Origin of the sequence: Streptomyces sp. NPDC057963 (assembly GCF_042887155.1) — a bacterium.
Taxonomy (GTDB): domain Bacteria; phylum Actinomycetota; class Actinomycetes; order Streptomycetales; family Streptomycetaceae; genus Streptomyces.
This window is the reverse complement of sequence record NZ_JBHVPX010000010.1, coordinates 74778-91158: the sequence shown is the minus strand read 5'-3', so window position 1 is coordinate 91158 and position 16381 is coordinate 74778. Positions and strand designations below refer to the sequence as shown.

Here is a 16381-nt window from a genome sequence, read left to right as displayed (position 1 = left end):
GGAAGCAACCGATCGAATAGGTCTGGACCAGTTGCGGACGTGTCGGCCCGGTGTCTCATTTAACACTCCCTTGATGAATGGTCTATACCTTTGACGGTAGGGTGGGTCGCCTGATGCCGCCAAATGCATAGCTATGGGGGTCTTATGACGACGCATCACTTACCTCACCCTCCGTCCGACCACGAGCTCTACTGGTACTTCGGACCCCAGCGCCGCTGGGTACTGATCAGCAGCTCGCTCGCCTTCGTCTTCACGGCGGCGACCATGCTCACCTTCGCCCTGCGCACCCCGGCCCTGTGGGCCTTCCTCGCGGTGCTCGCGCTGAACCTCGTGGCCCTCGCGCTCTCCTCGGTCAACAGCCTGCGCCAGCGCAGGCTGACCAGGCGTTCGCACGAGGTACTCGTCCACGCCTGGAATCCAGGCGAACTCCCCACCGTCGACCTGTACTTGCCGACCTGCGGTGAGCCGCTCGCCGTTCTGGACAACGCCTACCGGGCGGTCTCGGCAGTCGACTGGCCGGGCGACGCGCTGACCGTGTGGGTGCTGGACGACGCCGATCGCGCCGAGGTCGCCGAGCTGGCGGCGGCGTACGGCTACCGGTACGTCGTCCGGCCCGACCGGGGACACCTCAAGAAGGCGGGCAACCTCAACCACGCGCTCACCCTGAGCAGCGCGGAGCACATCGCCATCCTGGACGCCGACTTCGCGCCCAGGCCGGACTTCCTGCGCCATCTGGTGCCGTATCTCTCGGATCCGGGCGTCGGCATCGTGCAGAGTCCCCAGTGCTTCGACACCGACGAGACGATGAGCTGGATCCAGCGCGCCGCCGGATCGGCCCAGGAGTGGTTCTTCCGCTGGATCCAGCCGTCGCGGGACGCGAGCGACGCCGCGATCTGCTGTGGCAGCAACGCGGTCTACCGCCGCAGCGCCATCGACCTGGCCGGCGGCTTCGCCAGGCTCGACCACAGCGAGGACCTGTACACCGGACTCGCGCTCCACGAGCAGGGCTTCCGCACCCTCTACGTCCCGGTTCTGGTGGCCAAGGGCACCTCGCCGGACAATCTGGCCTCCTTCGTCAACCAGCAGTACCGCTGGGCGATGGGCAATCTGCATCTGCTGGGGACACCCGTCCTCAAGCGCATGGGCGCCCCCTGGCGGATGCGGCTGTGCTTCTACGAGGGCATCGTCGGCTACCTGACAACGGTGGTGAACACGTTCGCCGCGCCGCTGCCGCCGCTGGTGATGATGTTCTGGTTCCCGGACGACGTCCGCCCCTGGCACGTACTGCCGCTGCTCGCCCCGCTCTGGCTCTGGCACGTCCTGCTGCCGCGGGTGAGCCGGACCCGCTGGCGGGTCGAGGTGATCCGGGCCAACGTCCTGACGAGCGTCGCCGCCGGGGCCGCCTTCCTGCACACCCTGCGCGGCCGCAGTGCGGCCTGGGTGCCGACCGGAGCCGAGAACGGGGGCGGGGCCGGTTCCGGAGCCCGGTCCGGAGCCGGAACCGGAGCCGGAGCCGCACGAGGGGCCGCGGGAGGAATGGCCCGCCGGGTCGTGTACGTCTCCCTCGCCTGGCTCTGCTGCTCCACCGGTGCGGCGGCCGCCGGGCTCGCCCTGTCCGTGGTCCGCAACGGCTGGGAGCCCAACTGGGGTCTGGGTCTCTACCTGCTGGTGCAGTGTCAGGTCAACGTGCCCCTGATACGCGACCTGTTGGCCGAACTTCGCCCCGCCGGAACGGCAACCCGCAGGGCCGCACGGGCCCCGCGGCCGACCGGACGCTCCATGCTGCCCAGGCGCTGGCCCGAAGCGCTGGCCGCCACGACCACTCTCCTGCTCACCGCTCTCCTCGCGTCCGGCTGGGTCAACCCGATGCTGCCCTGGCTGAGCTGAAAGGCCGTCACACCGATGTCCACCACCGTGGCTCCCGGCCTCCGCCGCAGGAGCACCACACCTCCCGGACCACCGTCCGACGGCTCCGGGCCCCCGGGCTCGCACAGGCCCGACCGCAGTACGTCCGGGCCCGGTTCGCGCCGGGCCGGATTCCGCCCCGACATCGAGGGACTGCGCGCGGTCGCGGTCCTCGGGGTCCTCGCCTTCCACGCGGCCGTCCCCGGCCTCACCGGCGGATTCGTCGGAGTGGACGCCTTCTTCGTCATCTCCGGCTTTCTGATCACCGGACTCCTGGTGCGTGAAGCCGTCACCACCGGACGCATCCGGCTAGGCGAGTTCTTCTCCCGCCGGGCCCGGCGGCTGCTGCCCTCGGCCGCCGTGGTCCTCGGTGCGGTCGCGCTGGCCGGGGCCTGGCTCACCGCCCCACTGCGCCGCACTGATCTGGAGTACGACGTGGTGGCGGCCGCGCTGTCCACCGCCAACTGGCGTTTCGTGCAGCAGCAGACCGACTACCTGGCCGCCGGGCACGACCAGAGCCCCCTGCTGCACTTCTGGTCCCTGGCGGTGGAGGAGCAGTTCTATCTGTTCTGGGCCCCGCTGCTGGCCCTGTTCGCGTTCGCCGCCGCCAGGTCGGTACGCCGGGGCCTCGCCGTGCGGTCCGCGGTGACCGCCGTCACCGTGCTGCTGACGCTCGGCACCTTCGCCCTGTCGCTGCGCTGGACGAGTGACTCCGTGTCGCTGGCCTACCTCGGAACACCCTCGCGGATATGGCAGTTCGGCATCGGAGCACTGCTGGCGCTGCTCCCCTGGCACCTGCTGCGCGGGCCCCGCCCGCTGCGCCTGCTGTGCGGGTGGTCCGGGGCAGCGGCCCTCCTGTGGTGCATGACATGGTACGACGCGTCGACCCCGTACCCCGGATGGGCGGCACTCGTTCCGGCCCTGGCCACGGCAGCGGTCATCCTGGCCGGGACACCCGACCGGTCCAGGGGGGCCGGGGCGACGGTCCCGGACACGTACGGAGTCGGCCGGCTGCTGGCGGGCCGGGGCCCACGGGCGCTCGGACGGCTCTCCTACACCCTGTACCTGTGGCACTGGCCCGTACTCGTACTCGCCGAGGCGCGTCTGGGAACCCTCGGCTGGCCGGCGAAGGCGGCGCTGACACTGGCGGCCGTACTGCCCGCGCTGGCCACCATGCGCTGGGTCGAACAGCCGCTGCGCCACAGCAGAACCGTCTCCGAGCTGCCCCGGCGCGGCCTGTCCGTGGGCGTCTCGGCCGTCGTCATCCCCGTCGTCCTGGCTCTGGTGATGGGCACCACGGCCCTGCAACTGCTGGGAGCTTCCACACCGGTTGACGTGAAGGGTCTGCCACCGGGCGCGGCCGAAGGCCCGTCGCTGCTGACACGGAACGGTACGCCGCTCAAGGGCGGCCCCGTGGTGCCCAGTCCCGCGCAGGCGCGCAAGGACTTCCCGCCGGACGGCGCGTGCGAGGTGGCGCCGCAGGCCACCAGCAGCCCGCCCTGCCTGTTCGGGGCGACCGACAGCCCGGACCGGATCGTTCTGCTCGGCGACTCGCACGCCGGACAGTGGTTCTCCCCGATGCTCGCCCTGGCGGCCGAACGCGGCTGGGCTCTACAGGAGTTGGTGAAACAGGGCTGCCCCCTGCCGGAACTGCGCGTCACCAACCCGCAGTTGGGTCGCACCTATCACGAGTGCGACACCTGGCGGGCGGACGCTCTGGCCCGGCTGCGGGAGGGGCCCAAGCCCCGCCTGATCGTGATCGCCTCCCTCAACCGATACACCGATGACGAGCAACTCCTCCTCCGGGGCTGGGAGAAGACCCTGAAGGCGCTGCGTACGCCGGGGGTTCCGATCGTGTACCTGGAGGACACCCCGGTGCCGGGGACCGACATCCCGGCCTGCGTCTCCGGCCACACCGAGGACCCGGGAGCCTGCGCCTTCGACCGCGACTCGGCCCGTTGGCCCGATCCGCTCGCGCGCCGCATCGCCGCCGGACGGGTGCCGGGAGTACACGCCGCCTCGGTGAACTCGGTCCTGTGCCCGGCGAAGGGTACGACCTGCCCGGCGGTGCTGGACCGGATCCTGCTGTACCGGGACGACGCCCATCTCACGAACGTCGCGGCCGTGGTCCTGACTCCCCGGCTCGAACGGCTCTTCTCGGACACCGGGGCACTGTCCGGCCGCACCACCCAGGAGGGGGCGGGTGGCTGGACCCGGGTCATGCACGACGACTTCGACGGCCCGGCGGGCAGCCGCCCGTCCGCCGCACGCTGGAAGTACGACATCGGCACCTGCTATCCGGGCTGCCCGGCGCCGCAGTGGGGCACCGGGGAGATCGAGACCATGACGGACTCGACCGACAACGTACGGCTGGACGGGAAGGGTTCGCTGGAGATCGTCCCCACGCTCAGGAACGGGACGTGGTACTCGGGCCGGATCGAGTCCCGGCGGGCGGACTTCGCCCCGCCTCCCGGAGGGGTGATGCGGGTCGAGGCGTCGATCGCGCTGCCGGATGTCACCGGCCCTGCGGCGGCGGGCTATTGGCCGGCTTTCTGGACCCTGGGCGGGAAGCTGCGCGACGGGTACACGGGGTGGCCGTCCGTCGGTGAGCTCGATGTGATGGAGTCCGTCAACGGACGGGACGCCTTCTTCGGCAGCATGCACTGCGGCATCCTCGGGGGCGGGCCCTGCGAAGAGCCCGTGGGCCTCACCTCGGGACCGCAGCGGTGCTCCGGCTGCCGTACCGCGTTCCACTCCTACGCGGTCGAGGTCGATCTCAAGGCCGGTGCCGAGGAGGTGCGGTGGTATCTGGACGGGCGTGAGTACCACCGGGTGAAGGCCGCGCGGATGGATGCCAGGACCTGGGACCGGGCGGTGCACCACGGGCTGTTCCTGATCCTGAACGTGGCCATGGGCGGCATGCTCCCGACCGCCGACGGCACCACCGCCGGCCCCGCCACGGAGCCCGGCCACCCGATGCGCGTCCAGCACGTCACCGTCTCGACCCGGGAGGCCACCACCCGCTCGTGACCGGCGGCGCCGACCGACCGGTCCACTCGTGACCGGAGGTGCTCCCCTCTCAGCGCCCCTGCCGGCACCGCGAGGACCACGACAACGGCAAACACTGCCTTCTTCCAGTGACGGCGCAGGACTCCCGGCGCGACCCCCCGCGCTTCCCGACCCGCTCATGGCTCCCCCTTCGCGCGCGTCTCACGCCTGACGACGCCGTGCCAATGCGTGCGCTTCCTCGTTCGGCACGACACCGCGCCGCGCACCGGATCAAGTCCGTTGCGCGGCGCGGCGGGTATCAGCGGTCAGGCGTCAGGTACCAGGCGCAGGGGCCAGGAGTCAGGACAGCGCCAGTTCGGTGACGTTGGTGGCCTCCAGGACCCACGTCGCGCTCAGGCCGCCCTCCTTGACCCGGGCGTCGCCGTCGCCCTTGAGGACGCCGATGCGCTTGCCCGACAGGGCGATCTGGATGGCGTGCTCGTACTCGTGCACCCACGTGGCGCTGAGACCGCCCTCCTTCACGTACGCGTCCCCGTGGTCCGTGAGGACGCCGATGCGGTTGCCCGAGAGTTCGAGCTGGATGACGTCGTCGTGCTCCTTGACCCAGGTGGCACTGAGGCCGCCCTCCTTCACCCAGGCGACGCCGTCGCCCGTGAGAACGCCGATGCGGTTGCCCGACAGGTCGATGCCGATGACGTCGCCGGACTCCTTGACCCAGGTGGCACTGAGACCGCCCTCCTTCACGAACGCGTCCCCGTTGCCCGTGACGACACCGATGCGGTTGCCCGACAGCTCAAGGTCCTTGACCTTGTCGTGCTCCTTGACCCAGGTGGCACTGAGGCCGCCCTCCTTCACGAACGCGTCGCCGTTGTCCTTCAGGACACCGATGCGGTCGCCGGAGAGCGCGATCTGCTTGACGTCGTCGGACTCACGAACCCAGGTCGCGCTGAGGCCGCCCTCCTTCACCCAGGCGGTGCCGTCACCCGTGAGAACGCCGATGCGGTTGCCGGAGAGGACGACCTGCTTGACGTTGTCGCGCTCCTTGACCCAGGTGGCGCTGAGGCCGCCCTCCTTCACGAACGCCTCACCGTTGGCGCGCAGCGTGCCGATGCGGTTGCCGCCGTCGCCGGAGACCGTACTGGGCACCGCGTTGGCCGTGGAGGCACCGGTGAGACCGGCGAGGGCCAGGACGGCAGCGACCGCGGAGAGAGTCTTGAGATTCATCCGAGTAACTCCTGTACGCAGAACGACCCTTGGGCCCGGATTGCGGCGCCCATGGGGGATTCATCAATCCGAAGACGCTCAACGACCGAATGGGCCAGTGGTGCTTAGGCCATTGGAGTGACGGGGGCGCGCCGGGCCCCAGCACCCTTCCCGCGCGCCGGGCGGGACACCGCCGGGCGGGACAAGGCAGGGCAGGCCGATGGCCGGCGCCCCGGTCGGCGTCGATGCGGCATCCTGCTCCGGCAGGGGGGACAAGGGTCGGCTCGATACCCGAATTCCGACGGCTCCGGGCGTACGGGCCCTGCGTACCGCCCTGTTGGGCCGAGCGCCTGGGCCGGGGTTGCACAGGTGACCTTGCGGCAGGGTACGTGCGGGGGCGGCGTGCCTTGATAGCGTCGCTCCCGCGATTGCGGACCGCTCCCCGCCGGGGTCGTCGCTGCGCCCGGACGGCCCGCCCTCGGCGGACGGCCGCCGGAGCGGGCGTGCTGACGGTACGGGGACGTTCGCGGCAAGGACGAAGAGGGCCTACGCATGAGCCTCGCGCAGTTGCACTACACCTCTGCCTCTGCGGGCGACGACGGGGGCGGGGACGGGAATGAGGACGGGGGCGGGGGCGGGAACGGCGACGGGTCCGGCGCACGGTTCACAGCAGTCACCGCCGGTATACCCACGCCGGTGCTGGCCGAGGCCGAGCGACTCCTCGGATACGAGCCGCCGACCGGGGCCCCGTACCATCCCACCAGCACCGAACTCCGGTCATTTCCCGAGGCGTTCAGTTTCAGCGCACTGTCCGACGGCAGTCATATGCTGAGCCGTACGGTGGCGCTCGGCGGGCCCGGCGCGGGCCGCTTCCACGCGCACGCGGTGCATCTCCCGGCCGGTGAACGGCTGCCGGGCGACGCGTTGCCGATCACGGCCTGGCGGTCGCCGAACTGGGCGTCCACCCCACCGGACGGCGGCGTGCCCGGCCGGCTGGCCTCCCTGCCCGCCTCCGCCGCCTCCGGGCCGGAGGCGCTCAACGACTTCGCGGTGTCCCGGAGCCCCTGGCTGGCGGCGGTCTTCGCCGACCTGCGCCGGGTGGGCGAGGAACCGTCGTCGGCGCGCGTCGTGCTCGTGGAGCGGCAGGGCGCCGATGTGGCCCGATGGATCGCCCTGGCCGGAGCCGTGCTCCCGCCGGAGAACGCGCAACGGCTGACCTTCACGACGTACACCCGCCGTCCGGAGCGATCCCCGCACCAGGTCGTCGGGGTACTGCCGGACGACGCGCCCGGCCCGGCCGGCCCCGACAGCGGGCTGCGGGTGCACAACTGCACCGGGCCGCACCCGGAGGGTCCGGTGGGCGACGTCTGGGCCGAGACCTGCGCCCGGATCTGGCGGAGCCGGTCCCCGGAGTTGTTCCGGACGGCGACGGAGCTGCCCGGCGAACCCTTCGCCGCCGGACCGCTCGCGGTCACGGCACTGTGCGCCGGCATCACGCTCGGCCCCGACGAGCGTGCGGCGGCAGCCGACTGGGCGGCCGAGCGGCCGTACGCGCTGGACGAGGAGCGGACGCGGCTGCTGACCGACGCGCTGACCGCTCCCGGCATCGACCGTACGACCGCTGAACTCTCCGCTGTGGCAGGACTGTTGACCGCCCTGGAGGGACGCTCCCCCGCCGCGGCGACCGCGTCGCTCGCGGCTCTGCTGGTGACGGAGGCGGTACGCGGTGGCGATGTCACGCTCGAACCGCCCGCGCGCCCGGCCTTCGCCGGACCGGACGGGGAACGTGCCTCCGCCGCGCTCGTCACGGCCCTGGGCGACGACCTGCGTACCGAACTCGCCACCGATGGGTCCGCCGCGCCCGGCCATGGTGTGGCGCGCGCCGTGCAGCTGCTGCGGATCGCACGGCTGCTCGATGTGGACTGCGCGGACCTGCTCCCCGATGTCGTACGCCGGATGGCCCGGTCGCTGCTGGACGAAGGGGCGGCCGACTGCGCACCGGTGCTGCTCGACCTCCTGGACGAGCAGTTCGACGTCCGTACCGCGCTGCTGGGCGAGCTTGACCGGATCGCCCCGCACGATCCGGCGGGCACGGAGCGGCTGCTGACCGGCGTCGCCCTGCCGTTCACCGGAGCGCAGGCGCTGCCGCATCTGCGCATGTGCGCGGCGGCACCGGATGCCAGGGCGGGCGGCGGCGACCGGGTGAGCATGCTGAACACGGTGCTCCGCGCCGGTGGTATGTCACCTTTCGCCGAACCGCTGGTGCTGCGGACCGGGCTGGGGCTGGTCTGGGGCGAGGACACGCCCACCGCGGGCGAGGCCCGGCTGCTGCTGAGCGGGACCACCTCGGACGCGCACCGCACGGCCGGCACCTGGTCCGCTCTCCTCGCGGCGGCGCTCGGCGCCCCCGCGGACGACGAGGACGCCCCCGAACTCGCCCATGACCTGCTGCGCGGCTTCCCGCAGGAAATCGGCGCGCGGGCGCGCAGTGCGCTTCTGCTCCTGGAGTTCGCACGGGAGCTGCGCTCGGGGGCGGCGGAACCCGGCTGGGCGGAACGGGCCCGGAAGCTGTGCGCCGGGGCGGAACCGGTGGAGCCTGGCATACGCGACCAGGCATTCGGTGTCCTGGCCGGACGGCTGCTCGCCCCGGACCGGCCCGAGGCGGAGCTGTACGCGTTCGTCCACAGCGACGACACGGACCTGATCACGGCCTACGGCAGGGCCGCGCGCCACGAGGACGTCCTGGCCAGGCTGCGGGCCGAACCTGCCCATGCGGCCGACTGCTTCACCGTCTGGACCTCGCACCCGCACGCGGGCCCGGCGTGGAACGAGACGCGGACGGCGCTGCTGGAAGAGGTGTTGCGGCCGGTGGTGCGCGCCCTGTCCACCGGCGAGGTGGCGGCGGTGGAGGAGGCCGCCGCGCGGGCCGGCAGCAGCCGCACGGCGGAGGCCTTCCGGGCGTGGAGCCGGCCGGGCGGCTTCGGCCGGCGGCTCGGCAGCAGGCTGACGGCCCGGGTGCGACGGTCATAGGGACGCCCTCCGGGGCCGCGGGCGGCCAGGGATGCCGTGGCCGGGAGTCATGGCCGGGAGTCGTGGCCGGGAGTCGTGGCTTGCCCGGAGTGACCGGTACCGTGTGACCTATCGATCTCGTGTGCTCCCGGCGGGCTGCGTGACACCCCCAGGAGGAACAGATGACGACGAACCGCGGACGCAAGGACGTCATCCGGGACCGGATGGCCGCGACCGGCGAGTCGTACAACGTCGCCGCCCGCAATCTGAAGGCGATGAAGGACATGGGCGCCACGCGTGAGGCCGTCCTCACCCAGCGCTGGCGTCCCGCCGACTCGCTCGACGTGCCGTGCCCCTGCGGTGGTACGTGCGAGCCCGGCGAACGGTGCGAGCGGTGCCACGCGCTCCACCGGCACGTGGCGCGCTACCCCGGAAGTGTCACGGACGTGGAGACCTGGGCGGACCGCTACGACTGCGTGGGCTGCTCGTCCTCGTACATCCTGACCGTGGTCCTGCCCGGCCGGCCATGGGGCGTCGCCGAGACGGTCGTCCAGGGCGGGTCCGCGGAGCCGGTCGTACGGGCCCGGGTCTTCCCGGGCGTCGCCCACCCGATGCTGCGGCCGGAGAGCGCCGAGGGCGGGGAAGCGGACGGGAGCGAGGGCTGACGTCCGGGTGCCGGCACTCCGCGCGGGCGCGCCGCAAGGCGGTCATCCGCGGACGCGGGGATGTTCGACACGGATGCGCACCGGCCCCAGGAGATCGTTCAAGTAGTCGCGGCCCGCAGGGGTGTTGAGCTCCAGCGGGTCCTCCGTCGACGGCTTGAGCAGGTCGTGGACGCCCTCGTTCGCGTACAGAACACAGACATCGGCCGGTCCGGGGCCGAGGTCCTGGCGGGACGGCCAGCGGAAGCCCACGGCCCAGGGCGCCTGGTTGCGGATCCAGGAACCCCAGCGGCGCGTGCGCGGATAGGCCGGAGCCGGTGACTGGACGAGCCAGTTGTCCTGATGGACCGCCGCCAATTTGGGGTTGTCCGTCAGGTCGACCAGCGGCAGGTCGACGGCCGCGACGACCTTGGACAGCAGCATGTCGCGCACCCGCGGCTGGGTGATCCGCCGCCGCCCGTCGGGCGAGACGCGCAGATCACGGGCGAGTGTTTCGCACACCGCGGTGAGCGGTGACAGAGCGGCGTACAGGTAGGGGACCGGAGCGGCACTCAGCCCGTCCCGGATGTCGCAGAACCGTCCGCCACCCCAGTGCAGGTCCGCCGGTACGGCCTTGAACTCGGTGCCGCCCCATCGCGCGGCATGCACACGCCACAGTTCGGTGCCGGCCGGCAGGACGTGCCGGTGCGGCTTCGCCCGGACCGTGGGGGCGGGAATCATCTGGTCAGGCACGTGCTCACCAATCCGGAATCTCGGCCCGCGCGGCGGACAACAGAGCGCCGTCCGCTCCGGTGCCCAGCAGTCTCGCGGGGGCGGCGTCGAGCCACACGTTGGAACCCAGCCACCAGTCGGCCGCACCCCAGGGATCCGCGTCGGCCGACAGCAGCCGGTTGATCTCGACGACGACCGGGTAAGGCGCCCCGGAATCCAGATCGATCTGGAACGAGGGGATCCACTCCACCTCGCGCTCGTCGGTCAGCAGGATGAGATCGCGGGCCCGGTCCGCGGCGAGGTCCACGGACACGGCGGGAACGGCGGGCTCGGCCAGCAGCCAGGCGTCGTCGGCGTCCGGGCGGTACGGGGCGGCATCCTCCTCGGCGTCCGGTGCCGTCTCGCCGGGGCCGGTGTCCGCCGGCGCCTCCGCACCCAGACCCAGCGACTGGGATTCCGTGCGCAACGCCCTTAGCAGCACGAGCAGTCGGGCGGAATCGGAGGGCGCTACCGTCGAGGGCTGGAAGCGCACCCCGGACGGAGTCAGCGCTTCCCGCGCGGGGTGACCGGGTGGAGTGAACGGTTTGACCAGCTCGCGGATGTCACGGGCGGCGGCCGTGGGGTCGGCCTCGGCGGCCGCCAGGATCTCCATGAGTTCTTCGCGGGCGGGCGGGTCCAGCAGAGCGGACAGTTCCGGCCAGTACCGATGGATCGCCCCGATGGCCGACACCAAGAACGACAAACCGGCACCCCCTCTCCGGAGGCCAAGGTAACAGCCCAGCGTTCAGGGTGAGTTGGTATCACGTCGACATGGCCGGATCGGGGGCCCGGGTGCGCACGGTGTGAGGCATCATGGACTCCTGGCATCGCCCGAGGGAGTCGGTGCACGACGTCGGGCGCCCGCCGGCCGGGCATACGGGTCAGGCCCGTTTCGACGGCGCGTCCGCTCCCCCGCGGTTCAACTGCGGCCCTGGGGGAGGGTCATTGAGCAACACCACCGTATACCGTTGGTCCTACGTGGACGTGGAGGCCGAGAGGCTCCGGCAGCTGCGCGCCCAACTGGCGCAGGAGACCACGCGCTCACGTGATCTGCGCGGACAGGCCAAGGCACTGCGCCGGGTCCACCGCACGGCCCGTATCGACGTGTCCGTCGTCACCGTGCCGTCCCGGGCCGACGCCGCGGAACTCGCCGAGGCCCTGGAGTCGGCACGCCGGATCAACGAGCGGGCGGAGTCCGAACTGAGCCGTGCCGCCGCCGGTGTCTGGTCCGTGCCGCCCGGGAGGAGCGATCCGCCGGCGGCGCCCCGAGCCGCTGTCCGAAACACCGTCCGGGCCGAGGAGCCGGCCCGCGAGGACCGTTCCGCGCGGGTCAGGGCGGCAGCGCTGGTGGAGGCCGAGGCTCTCCTCAATCGCGACGGGCCCGCCTGCGAGCCCGCCGACCTCCCCGTGTTCGCGCACCGTCTGGAGGCTCTGCGGCGGGCGGAGAGCCCCGAGGCGGCCCGGACGCTCCTCGCCGACCTGGGTGTCCTGGTGCACCGCTCGGTGTCGCGGGAGCGGGCCGCAGCCCGGACCGCCGCGCTGCGGGCCGCACTGCTGGACCGCCTGGAGGACGCCGGGCCGGAGGACCGGCAGCGGCTGGCTGCGGCCGTGGCCGAGGCGCCCGACCCGTCCGTTCATCAAGGGGAGGTCGAGCGGGCCGTCGGCCGGGCGGACGCCTCCCGGCACCGGTCGGAGGTGGCGGTCCGGCTGATGGAGGTGCTGCGGGAGCGGGACTACGCGGTGGGCGACGACTTCGCCGACCTGCTCGCCGGGGAAGGCAGCGTCGTGGTGCCCTTCGGTGCGGCGGCCGAGGCGTCGGCGGAGGCCGCTGTCCCGGACGGCTACGGGCTGCGGATCACCCTGGCCGCGGACCGGCCCGGCCTGTCCGCCACGATGGTGCGGGCACCGGAAGCGGGCACGGACGACGGCATCGACGACGGCCCGGAGGACGGCGGGACCGCCGGCCCGGGTGAGGACAGGACCGCCGGCCCGGGTGGGGAGGAGACGGACAGCCGGGTCCAGCGCTGGTTCTGCGACGGCCAGCTGCCCCAGATCGAGAACGCGATCCGCGAGCAGGGCGTGGACCTGGACCGCACCTCGGTGCTGCCGCCCGGAGTCGTACCCACGGCAGTGGCGCCCGACGCCCCGTGGCCCGAGAGCGGACGCGCCCACGACGGCCGTCCGCGGCCCCGGCGCCGCCGGAAGAACAGCAGTCCCGCGAGGCCCGCCGCGTACGGACAGGAGGGGCAGCGTGAGCGCTGACACCGGCGGTGTGAGCGCTGACCCGGACGGTGTGTTCCGCAAGACCGGCACGCCGCGGCCGGAACCCGCGCCGCCCCCGGTCCCCGCCTGGATCCGTGAGCTGGACATGGCGCTCGCGGTGTACCCGCAGATCCTGCTGACCGGCAACGTACGCGACCAGTTCCTGTTGCCCGAGGACGGCGACGGCGGAGTGGCGGCGCCGGAACCGGGCGGCACCGTGCTGCCCTACAGCCTGGAGGACGTCATCGAGTCGGTCTGCCGCGTGCGCGGCTACGGCGCGCTGGCCCGGCAGGACGGGGTGATCGACCGGGTGGTCGCCTGGCGGCTGACCGCCGACCTGTTCGCCTTCCCGCCCGCCCTGCGCCGCATGGCCGAGGAGGACGCCCGGATCGAGCGGGAGCGGGCCGAGCGGGAGCGCGCCGGGCAGGAGAACGACGGGCCGGACGCCGACCGCGAGGCGGACGAGGACGACGACGTGGAAGCGGGCGTCGCCCGGCTGCGCGACATCATGATCGGCACGGTCCGGCACACGGGCCCGGCGATCGGCCTGATCGTGCCCTACACCAACCGCCTGGGGTCGTCGCGCGGACCCGTCGCGGGACAGGCGGCCCGGCTGCTGGCGACCGTCGAGGAGCTGGGGCACACCGCGCGCCCGGTCGCCGGCGACGGGGGCGTGACGCCGTACAACACGATCTTCTGGGTGGTCGAGAGGCAGGAGGACCTGCCCCTCGAATTCGCCCTCGGCAGCCATGCGTTGCGCGTGATCAGCGTTCCCGAGCCGCCACACGACCAACGTCGCGCCGCCGGCCGGTTCGTCGTCGAACGGCTCGCCGCGCGCCAGGGGCGCGAGGGCGGCGAACCGGCCACGGACACCGAGCAGGGCCAGGCCACCGAGGCGCTGGCCCGCTCCTCGTACGGCATGGGGGTCAGGGAGATCCTGGCGGTCGGCCGGATGGCCGCGGACCGGCGGCTGCCGCTGAGCCGGCTGGACGAGGCGGCCCGGCTGTACCGGGTGGGTGTACTCGACAACCCCTGGGCCACCCAGGGCGTGCGCGAGAACATCCTCAACGGCGAGGCGTATCTCAACGCCCAGGTCATCGGCCAGCCGCACGCCGTACGGCGCACGATCGAGATCTTCATGCGGTCGGCGGCCGGGCTGACCGGCGCCCAGTCGTCCAGCTCGCCCAGCCGGCCACGCGGCACACTCTTCCTCTCCGGGCCCACGGGCGTCGGCAAGACCGAACTGGCCAAGGGCGTCGCGAAGATGATCCTCGGCGAGGACGCCCGGCCGATCCGCTTCGACATGAGCGAGTTCGCCGAGGAGCATGCCCGGGACCGGCTCATCGGGGCACCACCCGGCTTCGTCGGGCACAGCGCGGGCGGCGAGCTGACCAACGCGGTGCGCGCGCACCCGATGAGCGTGCTCCTGTTCGACGAGATCGACAAGGCGCACCCGAGGCTGTTCGACCTGTTCCTGCAGATCCTGGAGGACGGACGGCTCACCGACGGACAGGGGGCCACGGTCCACTTCACGGAGTGCGTCCTGATCTTCACCTCCAACCTGGGCGTGTCCGCTCAGGTGATCCGGTCCGCCGCCCGGCGCCGGGCGGACGGTGGCGAGACCGGCGAGGAAGGTGACGAGGAGGCGCGGGAGGGCAGGCAGCAGCCGCGGCTCACCCGGCACGACAAGCCCGAGACGGTGCGCGAGGTACTGCGCTCGGCGTTCGACACGTTCTTCAACGACCACATCGGGCGGCCCGAGTTGCGCAACCGGTTCGGCGACAGCTTCGTCCCGATGGACTTCATCCAGCCCGCGTCGGTTCCGCTGATCCTCGACAAGGCACTGAAGTCCGTGACCGACCGCGTCCGCGAGGTGCACGGCGCCGAACTGGAGGTCGCCCAGGAGTCCTGGGAGGTCCTGCGCATCGAGGCCTCCCGCCGCCTGGACCACGGCGGACGGGGCGTGGTGACCGCCGTGGAGTCGGCCCTCGTCAACTCGCTGTCCCGGGAGCTGTTCCACCAGCCGGCCCGGCACGGGGAACACCTTGAGATCGAGGCCGTGGAGGGCGACGGCGACGCGTACGCGTTGAAGGTGCGGCGGTGGATGTGACCGGATCGAAGGTGCGGCGGTGGAGGTGACCGCACAGACGCTGCGGGTGTCCGATGTCCTGGCGCCCGTCACCACGCTCGGGCCGGGCCGCCGTCTCGGCGTCTGGGTGCAGGGCTGTCCCCTCACGTGCGCGGGCTGCATGTCCCGGCACACCTGGGATCCGCGCGGCGGGCGAGACGTAGACGTCGAGCGGCTGGCCGCGCTGTGGCGCCGCGGGCTGGCCGACGGCTACGACGGGCTGACGGTCAGCGGCGGCGAGCCGCTGGAGCAGCCGCGGGCCCTGGCCGCGCTGCTGGACGCGGTCGACCGGGTACGCCACGAAGCGGGCCGTACGGACGCGGACGTCCTGGTGTACACGGGCTGGGAGGACGCCGAGATCGCCGCCTCGCCCCGGGCCGCGGCCGCCCTCGCCCGCGCGGACGCCGTGATCACCGGGCGGTACCGCGCGGGCGAACCGACCCGGCTGGTCTGGCGCGGCTCGGCCAACCAGCGGCTGATCCCCCGCACCCCGCTCGGCCACCGCCGCTACGGTCCCCATCTGCGGCGGCTCACCGACCGGCCCGAGCTGCAGATTCGGGTGACCGACACCGCCGTGCACATCATCGGTGTTCCCAGAACCGGTGATCTCAGCGCGCTGGAAAGGGACTTGGCCACCCGTGGTGTGACCTTCCAGGAGAACTCATGGCGACCGTGACCCCCCGTTATCGCTGCCCTGTGACACCGGACGAGTGCCCCTCGTCGCCCCGGCGCGGCTACTGCCAGATACACGATTTCGAGCCGCTCGTACCCGTCCGTGACTTCCTGACGGCGGAGCCGGAGGACGAGACCGCCGGGCCGGCGGAGGGGAACGACGACCAGGTGTCCCGCCGGAACACGGCCCGCGGGAGCGGCGGGAACGACAGGGGCGACGCGGCCGTCGACGGTGGCCCCGGGGCCGCGGCAGGCGGCCGCGCACCGGTCGGCCGGTCCGTCGGCGCCGACCGTGCCGCCCGTCCCTCCGGCCCAGCCGTCCCGCCGCCCGTCCCCGGTCGCCGTCCCCGCCCCGCACCGACGCCTGCACGCGTGCCTGCGTCTGCACAGACACCGGCACAGGCACCGGCACCGATCCGGCTGGCCCTGGTCCTCGCCGGGGCGCTCGTACCGCTGCGCAGCGAGGGCGAGAGGCCCACCCCGGTCGGTCGCGACGCCCCGGAGTGCGCGCATGTGCCGGGTCTGGCCGGGCTCGACCAGATCTCCCGCAGGCACGCCGAGCTGTACTGGCGCTCGGGGCACCTCTGCATCAGGGACACCGAGTCCGCCAACGGCACGTATGTCGACGGCGAGAGAATCACCGGCCCCACCCGGCTGTGGCCCGGACGCCACCGGCTCCGGCTGGCCGAGGACGTCGAGGTGACCGTCGTCGAACTCGACGAGTTCGGCGCACCCCGCTGACCGGGCCCGACAACCGTCAGCTCAACGACCGTCATCCGCG

Annotated in this window: 11 protein-coding genes; 8 read left to right on the top strand and 3 right to left on the bottom strand. The window is 72.7% G+C overall.

Annotated elements, in window-relative coordinates; translation table 11 throughout:
• The first annotated feature begins 144 nt into the window (after positions 1–144).
• Both ACFVT1_RS23510 and ACFVT1_RS23505 read left to right on the top strand, forming a co-directional pair.
• On the top strand, positions 145–1887 hold the full coding sequence (locus ACFVT1_RS23510) for a glycosyltransferase family 2 protein (protein WP_389798610.1): 1743 nt from the start codon (positions 145–147) through the stop codon (positions 1885–1887).
• Between the two features lie 15 nt (positions 1888–1902).
• Positions 1903–4935: an SGNH hydrolase domain-containing protein gene (locus tag ACFVT1_RS23505; RefSeq protein WP_389798607.1), complete on the top strand. Its 3033-nt coding sequence runs from the start codon at positions 1903–1905 to the stop codon at positions 4933–4935.
• Between the two features lie 318 nt (positions 4936–5253).
• Here ACFVT1_RS23505 and ACFVT1_RS23500 read toward each other — a convergent pair whose 3' ends face one another.
• Positions 5254–6138 carry a peptidase S1 gene (locus tag ACFVT1_RS23500; protein WP_389798605.1) on the bottom strand — a complete coding sequence of 295 codons (885 nt, stop codon included), beginning with the start codon at positions 6136–6138 and terminating at the stop codon, positions 5254–5256.
• A gap of 531 nt (positions 6139–6669) precedes the next feature.
• Here ACFVT1_RS23500 and ACFVT1_RS23495 point away from each other — a divergent pair.
• Entirely contained in the window at positions 6670–9147 is a 2478-nt protein-coding gene (locus ACFVT1_RS23495) for a GTPase-associated protein 1-related protein (RefSeq protein ID WP_389798603.1), read from the top strand.
• Positions 9148–9308: 161 nt separating this feature from the next.
• A complete protein-coding gene (locus tag ACFVT1_RS23490) occupies positions 9309–9791 on the top strand; it encodes a hypothetical protein (protein WP_389798602.1) in 483 nt (160 codons plus the stop codon).
• A 42-nt stretch (positions 9792–9833) separates the two neighbouring features.
• On the opposite strand, the gene ACFVT1_RS23485 is transcribed toward ACFVT1_RS23490, so the two are convergent.
• Positions 9834–10520, bottom strand: a complete 687-nt coding sequence (locus ACFVT1_RS23485) for an RES family NAD+ phosphorylase (RefSeq protein ID WP_389798600.1) — start codon at positions 10518–10520, stop codon at positions 9834–9836.
• Positions 10521–10524: 4 nt separating this feature from the next.
• The gene (locus ACFVT1_RS23480) at positions 10525–11241 is read right to left on the bottom strand and encodes a hypothetical protein (RefSeq protein WP_389798599.1); all 717 of its coding nucleotides are present in this window, start codon (positions 11239–11241) and stop codon (positions 10525–10527) included.
• 242 nt (positions 11242–11483) lie between these two features.
• On the opposite strand from ACFVT1_RS23480, the gene ACFVT1_RS23475 reads away from it, so the two are divergent.
• The 4 genes from ACFVT1_RS23475 to ACFVT1_RS23460 all read left to right on the top strand — a co-directional run bounded on the left by ACFVT1_RS23475 (position 11484) and on the right by ACFVT1_RS23460 (position 16341).
• Positions 11484–12800 carry a hypothetical protein gene (locus ACFVT1_RS23475; RefSeq protein WP_389798597.1) on the top strand — a complete coding sequence of 439 codons (1317 nt, stop codon included), beginning with the start codon at positions 11484–11486 and terminating at the stop codon, positions 12798–12800.
• Positions 12790–14910, top strand: coding sequence for an AAA family ATPase (locus ACFVT1_RS23470; RefSeq protein WP_389798594.1), 2121 nt, complete (start codon positions 12790–12792; stop codon positions 14908–14910). The genes ACFVT1_RS23475 and ACFVT1_RS23470 overlap by 11 nt, the downstream gene beginning before the upstream one ends.
• A gap of 19 nt (positions 14911–14929) precedes the next feature.
• Positions 14930–15604 carry a 4Fe-4S single cluster domain-containing protein gene (locus ACFVT1_RS23465; protein ID WP_389798592.1) on the top strand — a complete coding sequence of 225 codons (675 nt, stop codon included), beginning with the start codon at positions 14930–14932 and terminating at the stop codon, positions 15602–15604.
• A 368-nt stretch (positions 15605–15972) separates the two neighbouring features.
• A complete protein-coding gene (locus ACFVT1_RS23460) occupies positions 15973–16341 on the top strand; it encodes an FHA domain-containing protein (protein WP_389798590.1) in 369 nt (122 codons plus the stop codon).
• Positions 16342–16381: the final 40 nt, after the last annotated feature.